Here is a 12,343-nt window from a genome sequence, read left to right as displayed (position 1 = left end):
AGCTGCCTCGCGCCTTTCGCGCGCAGCTTCAACCATGTCCGGTCGCGAGGCTCTGACTCAAAAGTTCAAGATCGCTGCTTTCATCGAAGATAACGTGAGTCGTGCAGTAGAAGACTGCATCCTGAATCCGAAGGAGCCAGGAATCCACCGCACCTCCCAGCAGCTGATAGGATGGTCTTTGACTCTTGCTAAAAGCCTTCGATAAGGACGCCTGGCTGATGCCAGTGATCAGGCCCGCCGCCTGGCAATGACGCTGCAAATGCACGAGAATCTGGTCCGTGGTTTCCTGCATCTGAACCACCAGCTGCTCATCCGTGACATCCGGCGCGAGCTTCCCGTGCAATTCCTGCAACGCACGCCCATCCTGGGTATCGAACTGGATGCGGGCCCCGATCTTAAATCCAGCTCCCAAAAGGCAGGACTGGGTCGACCAGGTCGCATAAATATGCGGGTCCTCGACAAAGAGGGGCTCTTCGAAAATATCCACCGAAGCCTGTTCCACTAAAATCTTACGAAAAGTATGACGCAAAAAACGCTGAGTCGCCTGCAAACTGTCCCGCTTTTCCGGACTGAGCGACTTGGGATTGATGGTCAGAACCTGAGCCGGGCGCATGGAACCTCCTGCCACATACCAACAGGATCGGGAGGATGCAGGTTGGACTTGTGCGGGAACCAAAATCCCAGGAAAACTGCACCTTACGCCCTGCCTATTTCCCTTTTTCTCCAGCAAAAACAGGTGCGGAATAATCCATTTAAGAGACCAAATCTTTCCACCTGGTAGACCAATGTTCAAGCAATCCTGTCGAGAACCGAAGCATCAACCCAAACCAGCCGCCTCAAATCGCAGAAACTCGCGGAAAAATTTCCGGCAGAATTGTGGCAAGCATCGTGCAGAAAGGGAGGCGCAAGACTTGGGACGGTTCACCAGGGAGCTCACCATGAAGGCTAGCCTGACCCAGTGGCAAAGACATCGCATCGCCCAAACCCTCTGGCAACAAAATTCGGGACGTATTGGCTTTCGCTGGTTTCATGAACAGGGACTGCCGGCGCCTTTTGTGCTGGACGAAGTTCAGATCGAAGTCACCACCGAACTGTCGCCCGATATTCTGCAGCTGCGTCTGCGTGCGGCGCAAGCCGATGGGCGTCTTCTGCAAACGAATAACCGGGAAAAATGTCGAGACAGCTTCGACGCCCAGGCTGTCCATATCAAACTCATCCTGCGTGACCAGCTGGTCGCAGCGGGACGTCTCCTTTTTCTGGATGGTCAACGCGAACGCTCGGAAATCTCCAGTGTCCTGGTCCCTCTGCCGGATACGCTCATCACCGCCCCGGGCACGGTGGAAATTTCCCGTGTCTGCACGCATCCCGACTTCCGCCGCGGCCATCTTCTGACCCTGCTCCTGGCCGAATGTGCCTGGGCCGCCTTCAAACGCGGGGGGCGCATGCTCCTCGGTTACTGTGTCAAATCCCTGATTCCGGTCTACCTCCGTTTTGCCGGTGAACTTTTGCCCTATTCCGGTCGGCACCCTTTGTATGAGGGACGGGAGTCCTGCGTCGTTTGCATCGATCTGGAGAAGGTCATGCGCGGCGAAAATGTTCCCTTTCTCGCCTGGGCCCGATTTGTGGCGCCGCATGTAGACGAGGCCCTGGGACCGGCCGCCAGGGACTGGGTTCTCCGCGTGAAAACCCAAAGCGTCCGCCTGATCCAGCCCTGTCTGGATGAAGTCCTGAAGTTCACCCTATCCTGCAGCGTCTAAGCTAACATCCTGTTATCCATGTCAAATACGCGCAACTTCCCCGAGGGCTCCTGAGAAAAATACTCAGGAGTCGTAAAGAAATGGTTCCGAGTCGTCCGCAAAGTGTCATACCATAAGCTGTCGATCAATGTTCATTCGCCTCGGAGGCCTTGATGGATTTCGAACCTCACAATTTCCCCGCAATGGTAACATCAGTCATCCGTTCCGATACGCGATTGGCTGAGCCTTTGAAAGAATTTTTTATCGCTTATGCACGCAATGAAGACCTGGAGGAGATCTGGTCGCGCATCGACAGCAAATTTCATCAGCCGCTGCGCCTGATCCTGGATGACCTCAATGAAATTGAAGATCCGGTCAGCCTCGATCAGGAAGTTCAGGTCCTGCTGCAGGCGATCGATGAGGCCTTGAGCGGGGCGGAACAGGACGCCGCGATGGCTCCGGAATCCGACGGTGAAGAAGAATCCACGGACGCCAAACCCAAAGCCAAAAAGAAGGCCCGCAAGCCGGCCGCCAAAAAGAAGGCCGCAGCCAAAAAACCTGCCGCTGGCAAAAAGAAAGCTGCGAAGAAAAAGGCGGCGAAAAAAGCCCCCGCCGCCAAAAAGAAAAAAACGGCCAAGGCTGCGAAGAAAAAAGTCGTGAAAAAAGCCGCCAAACCCGCGAAGAAAAAAGCTGCGAAAAAATCTTCGGCGGGAAAGAAGGCCAAGCCGGCCCGCAAGAAAAAGAAAAAATAAGTCCGCTCTGGCCCTTGTTTTCTGAACAAGGGCTTTTTTCCTTCCATGGACTGGATATCTCTTGAACACGACGAAGACTCAAACACCTGGACTTTCCTTTGAACCCTACGAAGACTCAAACACCTGGACTCTCCCGCATTTTAAAACTCGCCTGGCCGGAACGGCGACGGCTGGGTCTCGGTCTGATCTTTCTGATTCTGGGAAGCAGCATGCTTCTCATCTACCCGCAGGCCGTCAAGGTCATTATTGATGAGGCTCTGGGCTCCGGACAGCCCTCGGCCGTGGACCAGGCCGCCCTGATGATGCTGGCGGTATTCTGCGTGCAGGCGCTGGCGGGTGGCATGCGCTATTATCTTTTTACTAGCGCGGGCGAAAAAATCGTCGCCAGCCTGCGGGAGCAGCTCTACCGTTCGATCATGGAACAGGACATCGCCTTCTTCGACAGCCGCCGAACGGGTGAACTGATGAGTCGCCTCGCATCGGATGCCACGGTTCTGCAAAACGCGGTGAGCGTGAATATTTCCATGTCGATGCGAAATCTCGGCGCCGCGGTCGGTGGTCTGATCCTCTTGATTTACACCTCGCCGGTGCTGGCGTTTGGACTGCTCGGCTGCGTTCCGCCCCTGGCGATCGGCACCGCCCTCTTTGGTCGGCGCGTGCGGAAGATTTCACGCGACGTGCAGGATGCCCTGGCGGAAACCGGAATCGTGGCCGAGGAAACCATCTCAGGCATTCGTACCGTGCGGGCCTTTGCCAAGGAATCGAGTGAAGTGCAGCGCTATGCGAAGGCCGTGCAACGTTCCTATGGCCTAGCGCGCCTCAGGATTCGCAGCATTGCTTACATCTCAGCCCTGGCCAGTCTGCTCGGCTATGCGGCCATTGCCGGCGTGCTCTGGTACGGGGGGCGCCTCGTGATCGCGGGAGAAATGTCCGTTGGCGATCTCACCAGTTTTATCCTTTATGCGATGACGGTGGCGGTTGCCGTCGGGGCCCTGGGATCGCTCTGGACGGACTTCATGTCAGCGACCGGAGCCGCGCGGCGTGTTTTTGAAATCCTGGACCGGCAACCGGAAATCCCTCTGCGCGGCGGGCAGACCCTGCCCCGGGTGACGGGATACCTGCAGTTTCAGGCTGTGGATTTTTATTATCCTTCGCGTCCGGATGTGATGGTTCTGCAGGAGCTGGATCTCAATATTCGACCGGGCGAGGTCGTGGCTCTGGTGGGACCTTCCGGCAGCGGAAAGTCCACCATTGCGAGTTTGATCTGTCGTTTCTATGATCCTGCGAAGGGCCGGGTGTGTTTGGATGGACAGGATGTGCGCACGCTGGATGGCGAATGGTTGCGCCAGCAGATTGGAGTGGTCTCGCAGGATCCTGTGCTTTTGAGTGCCTCGATTGCCGCCAACATTCGCTATGGCAAGGCCACGGCCACAGATGCCGAAGTCGAGGCGGCCGCGCGGGCAGCCCATGCGCATGAGTTTATCAGCGGTTTTCCTCAGGGCTATGACACCATCGTCGGCGAGCGTGGCATTCAGCTCTCCGGAGGACAAAGGCAGCGCGTGGCGATTGCCCGGGCCATGCTCAAGGATCCACGGATTCTGATTCTGGATGAGGCCACCAGTGCTTTGGATGCGGAAAGTGAACACCTCGTCCAGGAGGCGCTCGACCTTCTGATGCAGTCACGCACCACGGTGGTGATCGCTCATCGCCTCTCCACGGTGCGAAATGCCGATCGTGTCCTGGTGATCCAGGGAGGACGGATTGTGCAGAGCGGAGGCCATCAGGAGTTGATGAATGAACGTGAAGGGATGTATTACAAGCTGGTGAACCGGCAGTTTGTGGTGACGTAAATGAACGAGCCCCGCTATCTATCCTATGCCGATTTCGTGGAATGGGTTGAAACCATCGCCGTCGATGCCCGGGTGGAAGAGGACTGCGTGATCAGTGGCGACCGCACTCTGCGCCTGCCCCTGATTCTGCGGCGGGCCGGCTGGTCCACGCTCGATGAACTGCGGGACGCCATTGATGATCCCGCCTGCTATGGTTTGATGCTGATCCAGGCCGGACGCGCGTCCGTGGCCGTGGCGCAGGCGGATGAGATCCTTGAATCCAAACAGATCCAAAAGTATATGGTGCGCAAAACCCAGGGCCGTGCCCAACTCACCTACCTGCAGGAAAAGGGCAAATCCCGCCTGGGTTCGCGCATCAGGCTGCGGCAGTCGCAACTTTTCTTCGAGGAAATCCATGAACGCATGCAGGGCTGGAGCCGCATCCACCCTTTGACGCAAATTTTTTTGAGCTGCACACCTAAATTGAAAGGGGCCTTCTTTCAGGCTGTCGCGGCGCCGGCGATTGCGAAGGATGATCCGCGCTGGCGTCGGGTGCCCTTCATGGTACGACCGCCAGGGCAGGAGGAGATGCAGCGCATTCACCGTCTCCTCTGCCGGGCCGAATTCCTTTGATGCCGCCTCTCACCAAGCCTGCCATTTCCGGGCCTGGTCGGTGACCTTGAGAAGCTTGAAGGGGAAGGCACGACCCTGCATCACGCCACGGGCGATGGCGGGATCACCTTTCATGAACTCCTCCGCATCCGCCTGATTTTCGGCTTCGAAAACCACCAGGCCGTAATTATCCTTGGGCGCCGTATCCGTGCGACCCACGAGCATCACGCGACCATGCTTGATGGCCTGATTCAGATAATCCGCATGCTGATTGAAAACCTCTTCCACCCGCGCATCCCATGCAGCCGGGTCTTGATAGTCCGGTTGCAAAGCCAGATCGTAAATAAATAGTTTCATGGAGCAGCCCTCCTTATGGCGAAGGTATTAAAGCACAAAGCGGACCAGCAAGGCCACCTTGTCAGACAAACGCAGACCTCCTAAACTTGGATTAACCAATAGGCTTATCCAGACGAGGTAGCAATGATAAGGAAACTGGTCGCTTTATCTGTCATGTTTATAATTATGCAGGGCTGCAAGGGCGATACCACCGAGCAGGTGATTCACAATACGATAGCTCCGGAAGACGAAGTCGCCTTGATTCCCACGCAGTCGCTGATTATCTCGGGCAGCGTGGCCAATGGCGAGGATCCCTCCAATACCGCTGTTCTGCAGAACAAGGAGGTGGAGCTGCTCCGGAATGATGGAGTGGTGGTCGCACAGGGCACCACGGATACGTCCGGGAATTTCGCGGTGGATGTGGCAGCCGGTGCGCTGATTATCGACTCCAGCTTTTCCACGGAAACCGGGCTGGCGGAATCCGGTGATGCGGCCACGGCTGATGATTTTCAATATACCCTGCAGGTGAAGGTTCCCGATGATGGGACCGGTCGGGCTCTGGGTGTGCGTCGCAAGCTCGACTTATCCGAGGATCTGCTGACCGCCGAGAGCAAGCTGGAGACGGGACAGTCCACCCTGAAAGAGGTCACCGCCATCACCGGAACGCTCGCCTTTGCCGATGCGAATGTTACCCTGGCGGGTGCGGATATCTTTATTCCCGGCAAATCCTTTTTCGTGCGCACCGGCGATGATGGGACCTTTAGCCTCCTCTTCGTGCCGGCCGGGACTTACAATATTCGCGTCACCAAGGGCTATTACATCAAGGACGTCAGCGTCAGTGTCACAGCCGGTAAAACATCCGAGCTGGGCACCATCACCGTCGCTTCCAATGAACGCAATCCTCTCCCTCTGGCTGCCGTGCTCCCGGGCACCTGGCAGGTGACCTGCTCCTATACTGATATTGCAAACGGCACCACGCCGGAGAATCCGGTCACTGGAACCATCGTGGTCACATCCCTGACTCAGATCAGTGTCACCACCGGAGGATCCTGTCTTCTGCGGACCATGGCCGCCGCGGACAGTTTCGCGAATTTCAGCAAACTGATCCTCATGGGAGATGGGGCGATTGTTGGCAAGTTCACGTCCTATTACTCCTCATTCATCACGAGCTATACCAATGATCAAATTGTAATGGATGTGGATAGCACCAGCCTGGGCGGCGGAACCATGATCGAGATATGGAACCGAACCAACTGAGGCGCGGCAGCCTCCGGCTGCCCCCTTTCTCAAACCTCCGAAAAACCGGCCTTCGCAACCCACGGAATTTCCACGTATAATCGCCCTCTTTTCAAGTTATTCCCCAAATATCCGATACGTTTGTTAAGAGGTTCGCAAGACAAACATCGCTAGAGGGAACAATATGCGTCGACCCGTGAGCATCATGCATCGTCTGGCCCGTCCTATCGTATTTGCCGGTATGCTTGTGATGTTTCTGCCCTTTGGTGTGCTGGTCGGCCTTGGTAAAGCCATAAAACTACTCGCGAAAGACGCGATCTAAGGTCTTTCCGTGCTTTGGCTATTTTCTTAGAGAAACGGCTTCGATCCCTCGGGATCGAAGCTTTTTTTATGCTCCCTGGCCTTTCTTCGTTTTTCCACCTGAACAAAACTGTCCAAGTGGCCAATACGCTTGGGCATCCTGTCCATATCATGGATTTTTTTGTCATTCGCTCAAGTTTTTCCAAGAAATGCCGATAACGGGTCTGGACGACGGTCAATACACAAGGGAACCACCAGAGGACCATTATGCTTGAACTTTGCCTGTTAGCACTTTTCGTGAGCGGAATAATCGCCATGATCAAGTCGAAGCGTATTCGCGCAGCGGTGCTGGTGACAGGACTCGCGGTACTTTTTATGCCGTTTGGAGTTCTGGTCGCAATCGGGTGGGTTCTGCCCAAGGCCCTTCAACTTATACTTCCTTATGCTCCCCTGAAGGACGTCATCTCCTGAGGTAAAACTCAGGGAGAAAACACCGAGAAAAAAACAAAGCCTGGCTCCGCGAAGAGCCAGGCCTTTTTTTGTCTGAATCGTATTTACTTCATAAGTCCGGAAAACCAGGACGGCACCAGGCCCATGAACACGGTGAGGACGGCCGCGAGTCCCACCACCGCGGAGCTTCCCGCCCAGCGGTGTTCGGCCGTGATCCCTTGCTCACCGGGACGCATGTACATGTAAACCAGAGGGCGCAGATAGAAGGCCGCGGAAATCACGCTGCCCACCACCGCAAGAACGGTGAGACCGAGTTCACCCGCTGACAGCGCACTCATGAAGAGATAATACTTGCCAAAGAAACCCGCCGTGGGCGGAATGCCGGCCATGCTGAGAAGGAAAAGACTCAACGCAAAAGCCAGATAGGGACGCCGCTGTCCAAGACCAGCCAGATCCTGCAGACTGGGTTCATCACTATCTTCAGGACTGAGCAGCGTGAGGACAGCGAAACCACCGAGGTTCATGACCACATAAAAGAGCGTATAGGATACGATGGCATCGGACGCACCTTCCGTTTGCCCCATGATCAAAGCCAAAAAGCCGAGCAGAACATACCCGGTGTGCACAATGGTCGAATACGCGAGCATGCGTTTGAGACTCGTTTGCCTTAGACCCACCAGGGCTCCAAAGATCAAAGTCACGGCAATGATCGCCCACAGAATCCAGTAGAAGCTGCCGCCCACAGCCAGGAGCCCGGGCAGCGCAAAGACATCCGCACTGAAGCGCAAAAGCGCGCCGATCGCAGTGGCTTTGACCCCGGAGATCATGAAGCCGGTGACAGGAGTTGAGGCTCCTGTATAGACATCGGGAATCCAGACATGAAAGGGCACGGCACCCACTTTAAAGAGAAAGCCGATGCCGACCATCACAAGACCGACGACCGGCAGCATGGGCAACTCGTTTTGCCAGAGTCGATTCAAGCCTTCACCGATCACATCAAATTTCAAACTGCCGGTACTGCCGTAGAGCAGGGTCACTCCATAAAGGAGAATCGCACTGGCGACGCCGCCGAGCAGAAAGTATTTCAAACCCGCTTCGGCAGCCGTTGCCGCCTGACGGCGCATGCTGACCAGGACGTAAACGGCGAGCGACATCAATTCAAGACCGATGAAGAGCATCAGCAAATCCCGGGTGCTGACAAGGATCATCATCCCGACCACCGAAAAGGCGATCAGGGCATAAACCTCGGATACCAGGTTTTCACGCCGATCATAGCCCAGGGTCATGAACGCACCCGCCAGACCCGCAGCAACCGCCAGAGCGGAGAAGACCTGACTCAGCCGGTCGATAACCAGGACCCCACCCATGATGGACACCGGCGCGTCGGGTACCGAGAAACTCAGGCTCAAAAGAGCGAGCACCGAACCGGATACCAGCGTGGTAAACGAGGCCAGACGTCCCCGATTATGCCAGGGCGAAAAAAGAAGAGCCAGGACCGAGCTGAGGCTCATGAGCAGCAAAGGCATCAAAGCCTGCCATTGCTCGGCCGCTAAGATTTGAATGGGAAATAGTTCTTCGAACGACACAAGGACTCCTCTTGCTCAACATCAGAAGGTGGAAACACGACCCGATTGATCGGGTTGCGTGGGTTCGGGACTGATGTGTTTCACAGTCGCCTCGATAGCCAGTTTGGAACGATCCAGATATCCCTGTGGCGCCACACCAATCCCGACGACAGCGGTACTCAGGACGGCCATCACAACGATTTCCTTGACGCTCAGATCCGACCAGCTCACAGCCGCGGTGTTGCCCTCCGTGGCCCCAAACATGGTCCTTTGATAAAGGTTCAGCATATACACGGCGCCGAGCACCATGCCGGTGGCCGCCAGGATTGTGGCTCCACTTTCCACGCGGAAGCTCGACACCAGCACCATGAATTCACCGACAAAGCCGTTGGTTCCCGGCAGAGCCACCGACGAAAGCACCATCATCATAAACGAGGTGGCCAGCACCGGCGTGGTTTTCGCCAGACCACCAAAGGCGGACAGTTCAAGACTGCCACGACTTTTTTCCAAGTGCCCGACCAGCAGGAACAGTCCGGTAATGGCAATCCCGTGGTTGACCATCTGCAAAAGCGCACCGTTCATGCCCGACGGCGTCAGCGAGAAAAGCCCGAGCAGGATGTAACTCACGTGCGAGAGCGAAGAGTAGGCGATGGCCGTTTTCAGATTCTTCTGGGCAATGGCCAGCAGGGCTCCATAAACGATGCCGATCGCGGCGAGCCACATCAGAGTGGGACCAAAGGCGCGCGCAGCTTCCGGGAAGAGGGGCAGAAGAATTTTCAGAATACCGTAGGTTCCCATCTTCGAGAGCACAGCGGCGAGATAGATCGTCACCAGCGTGGGCGCCTGCGTATAGGTCGAAGGCAGCCAGGCGTGGAAGGGAACCAAAGGCGATTTTACAAAGAAGGCGGCGGCAAAGGCTGCAAACAGCAGACCTTGAGCGGACAGAAGTCCACCCCAGCCCGAGGCGGGATCAAAGGCAAAACGCAGGTTCTGCAGATCCGCGATGGAGGCACTGAATACACCCGTCGTGGACTTTTGCGCATAGATCATCCAGGCGATGCCGACCAGCATCAGAAGCGAACCGGCAAAGGTATAGATGAAAAATTGCAGCGTGGTCTTCACGCGATCCGCGCCACCGTACATACCGATCAAAAGATAGGCCGGGATCAGAATCACTTCCCAGAACACATAGAACAGGAAAAGGTCCTGACTCAGGAACGTGCCGAGCGCCCCGCATTCCATCAAAAGCACCAGAGCCGTCATGCGCTTCTGCATGCTGTTGGTCGCATCCGCCGGCAGCGACCAGGTTCCCAAAAAGGCCAGGGGTGTGAGCAGCGCGGTGAAGACCACCAGCGGCAGGTTCAAACCATCCAGGGCCACATCGAACGAGATGCCGAGGTCCGGCAGCCAGGGCTGCTTGATCCCAAATTGAGGACCCAGCGCCTGGGTATCAAAGTTGAACCAGAGCATCAAACCCATCGCAGCCACCACGGCGCTGATCAGCACCCCGAGCGGCCTCGCGAGCCTGGCCTGCGGCAAAAGAAGAATAAGACCGGCACCGACAGCCGGAAGAAAAATCATCCAAGAGAGGAGCTGGTTCATACGTTCGTCCAGAAGAGAGAGATTGCCACGATGAGCGAAAGTCCGGCCAGGAGTATCAGAGCAAAGACCTGAAGATCTCCGCCCTGCAGAGCCCGCAGACGATCACCGGACCACGACGAGCCCACGCCCATCCAGTTGCCAAGGTTCTGCATCAGACGTCCTTCCAAAGTGCGGGCGATCAGATCGCCGATCCAATAGAGAGGACGCACAAAAACGGCGTTATAAAGTTCATCGACGTAATACTTGCCCTCCAGGAGTTTCCCGAGGGAAGGAATCGGCAGCGTGAACGTTCTTTTGAAGAGCACCAGGCCGACCGTGATACCGAGCACACTCAAGGCGATGGCGAGAATCGACACGAAGCCTTCGCTCATTGGCGCGGCATGCAGATCCACAGCCGCGGCGGGTACGACAGGCGACAGCCATTCCCCGATCAGGTGCGACGGCAGTCCCAGGGTATGGGCCAGTTCATGCGGGACTCCCAGGAAACCTCCAAAGGTCGCGAGAACGGCGAGAATGATAAGCGGCACCGTCATCACCCAGGGCGACTCATGGCCATGAATACCACTGCGCGCCTGACCCCAGAAGGTCATGTGCATCAAGCGGAAGGTATAAACAGCGGTCAGGAACGCGGCAACGGCACCGGCCGTAAAGAGGCCCATGCTGCCGCGCGGCATCGCTTCCGCCATGAAGAGAATTTCATCCTTGCTGAAAAAGCCACTGAACAGCGGAATCCCCATGATGGCGAGACTGCCGATCAGCATGGTCGCATGCGTGATAGGCAGAGCCTTGCGCAGCCCTCCCATTTTCCGCATGTCCTGCTCCCCATCACAGGCGTGGATCACCGATCCCGCTCCGAGGAAGAGCAGCGCCTTAAAGAAGGCATGAGTCATCAGATGGAAAACAGCGGCATGATAAGCGCCAACGCCCGTGGCCAGGAACATGAAGCCCAGCTGCGAAACGGTGGAGTAAGCCAGCACCTTTTTGATATCATTCTGAGCGAGAGCGATGGTGCCACCGATCAAGGCCGTGAAGGCCCCGATCCAGGCCACCGTGGTCATCACAGCCGGGGTCAGTTCAAAGAGGAAATGCATCCGTGCGAACAGGTAAACCCCTGCGGTGACCATGGTTGCGGCGTGAATTAGCGCCGAAACCGGGGTGGGACCCGCCATTGCATCGGGCAGCCAGACATAGAGAGGAAACTGAGCGGACTTGCCCGTCGCCGCGAAGAAGAGCAGCACCGCGACACCAGTCAGGAAACCGGCTTGCGTGGGTGATATTTGCTCCAGAAGCTCCGTAAAGGTCAGCGTGCCGAATTTCGCATAGAGCATGCACATGGCGATCACGAAACCAAAATCACCGATCCGGTTCACGAGGAAGGCTTTCCGGGCGGCATCGGCGTTGGCGGACTCGCCATACCAGTAACTAATCAGCAGATAGGAGCAAAGGCCCACGCCTTCCCATCCGAAAAAGACAAAGAGCAGGTTATCGCTGAGCACCAGGATCAGCATCGCAAAGCAGAACAGGTTCAAATACGCAAAGAAGCGCGCGGCGCCTTTTTCATGCGACATGTAGCCGATACTATAGAGATGAATCAGACTGCCGATGCCGGTGATGATAAGCGCCATGATCGCACTGAGTCGATCCAGATGGAGATTCAATCCCACCGAGAAATCGCTCATCGCCACCCACTGATACACAGTCGTATGCAGGGCGCCAGGAACAGCGGCCAATTCACGGAAGGCGCTGAAGGCGAAAAAGAAGCTGGCCAGCATCGCGAGCGTGGCCACCAGACCGGAGATCGTGTTGTTCGTTTTCGAAACACCGCGGGTCAGCAAAGGATAAATCACACCATTGAAGACAAAACCACAGAGCGGCAGCAGGAGTATCCACAAAGGCAGGTTGGAAGGAACAAGTTCGCTCATGGG

At 56.3% G+C, this 12,343-nt stretch carries 12 protein-coding genes; 7 read left to right on the top strand and 5 right to left on the bottom strand.

Annotation, left to right across the window (positions count from 1 at the left end; genetic code table 11):
- Positions 1–28 precede the first annotated feature (28 nt).
- The gene (locus OLTU_RS10215; RefSeq protein WP_141732657.1) at positions 29–613 is read right to left on the bottom strand and encodes a hypothetical protein; all 585 of its coding nucleotides are present in this window, start codon (positions 611–613) and stop codon (positions 29–31) included.
- 325 nt (positions 614–938) lie between these two features.
- Here OLTU_RS10215 and OLTU_RS10210 point away from each other — a divergent pair, with 325 nt between their 5' ends.
- From OLTU_RS10210 to OLTU_RS10195, 4 genes are all read left to right on the top strand, one after another.
- Positions 939–1,757: a GNAT family N-acyltransferase gene (locus OLTU_RS10210; RefSeq protein ID WP_176736500.1), complete on the top strand. Its 819-nt coding sequence runs from the start codon at positions 939–941 to the stop codon at positions 1,755–1,757.
- Between the two features lie 182 nt (positions 1,758–1,939).
- A complete protein-coding gene (locus OLTU_RS31860; protein WP_218109958.1) occupies positions 1,940–2,488 on the top strand; it encodes a hypothetical protein in 549 nt (182 codons plus the stop codon).
- 98 nt (positions 2,489–2,586) lie between these two features.
- Positions 2,587–4,338: an ABC transporter ATP-binding protein gene (locus OLTU_RS10200; protein WP_141732655.1), complete on the top strand. Its 1,752-nt coding sequence runs from the start codon at positions 2,587–2,589 to the stop codon at positions 4,336–4,338.
- The gene (locus OLTU_RS10195) at positions 4,339–4,950 is read left to right on the top strand and encodes a VLRF1 family release factor (protein WP_141732654.1); all 612 of its coding nucleotides are present in this window, start codon (positions 4,339–4,341) and stop codon (positions 4,948–4,950) included.
- A gap of 9 nt (positions 4,951–4,959) precedes the next feature.
- Here the strand turns inward: OLTU_RS10195 and OLTU_RS10190 are convergent, their stop codons facing one another.
- Positions 4,960–5,286: a YciI family protein gene (locus OLTU_RS10190; protein ID WP_141732653.1), complete on the bottom strand. Its 327-nt coding sequence runs from the start codon at positions 5,284–5,286 to the stop codon at positions 4,960–4,962.
- 153 nt (positions 5,287–5,439) lie between these two features.
- Between OLTU_RS10190 and OLTU_RS10185 the strand changes: the two genes are divergently transcribed.
- The 3 genes from OLTU_RS10185 (at position 5,440) to OLTU_RS31850 (ending at position 7,272) form a co-directional block, all read left to right on the top strand.
- Positions 5,440–6,522 (top strand): carboxypeptidase regulatory-like domain-containing protein, encoded by a 1,083-nt coding sequence (locus OLTU_RS10185; protein ID WP_218109957.1) that lies wholly within the window; start codon positions 5,440–5,442, stop codon positions 6,520–6,522.
- A gap of 163 nt (positions 6,523–6,685) precedes the next feature.
- Positions 6,686–6,823: a hypothetical protein gene (locus OLTU_RS31855; RefSeq protein WP_176736498.1), complete on the top strand. Its 138-nt coding sequence runs from the start codon at positions 6,686–6,688 to the stop codon at positions 6,821–6,823.
- Positions 6,824–7,068: 245 nt separating this feature from the next.
- On the top strand, positions 7,069–7,272 hold the full coding sequence (locus OLTU_RS31850; RefSeq protein ID WP_218109956.1) for a hypothetical protein: 204 nt from the start codon (positions 7,069–7,071) through the stop codon (positions 7,270–7,272).
- An 83-nt stretch (positions 7,273–7,355) separates the two neighbouring features.
- Here the strand turns inward: OLTU_RS31850 and OLTU_RS10180 are convergent, their stop codons facing one another.
- The 3 genes from OLTU_RS10180 to nuoL are packed head-to-tail and all read right to left on the bottom strand — an operon-like array spanning position 7,356 to position 12,340.
- Positions 7,356–8,837 (bottom strand): NADH-quinone oxidoreductase subunit N, encoded by a 1,482-nt coding sequence (locus OLTU_RS10180; RefSeq protein WP_141732651.1) that lies wholly within the window; start codon positions 8,835–8,837, stop codon positions 7,356–7,358.
- 21 nt (positions 8,838–8,858) lie between these two features.
- Positions 8,859–10,418: a complex I subunit 4 family protein gene (locus OLTU_RS10175; RefSeq protein ID WP_141732650.1), complete on the bottom strand. Its 1,560-nt coding sequence runs from the start codon at positions 10,416–10,418 to the stop codon at positions 8,859–8,861.
- Entirely contained in the window at positions 10,415–12,340 is a 1,926-nt protein-coding gene (gene nuoL / locus OLTU_RS10170; protein ID WP_141732649.1) for an NADH-quinone oxidoreductase subunit L, read from the bottom strand. The genes OLTU_RS10175 and nuoL overlap by 4 nt, the downstream gene beginning before the upstream one ends.
- Positions 12,341–12,343: the final 3 nt, after the last annotated feature.

The organism is Oligoflexus tunisiensis (assembly GCF_001748245.1).
In the GTDB taxonomy this organism is placed as follows: Bacteria; Bdellovibrionota_B; Oligoflexia; order Oligoflexales; family Oligoflexaceae; genus Oligoflexus; species Oligoflexus tunisiensis.
The sequence above is the reverse complement of the archived record's forward strand: the minus strand, read 5'-3'. Positions and strand labels throughout refer to the sequence as shown.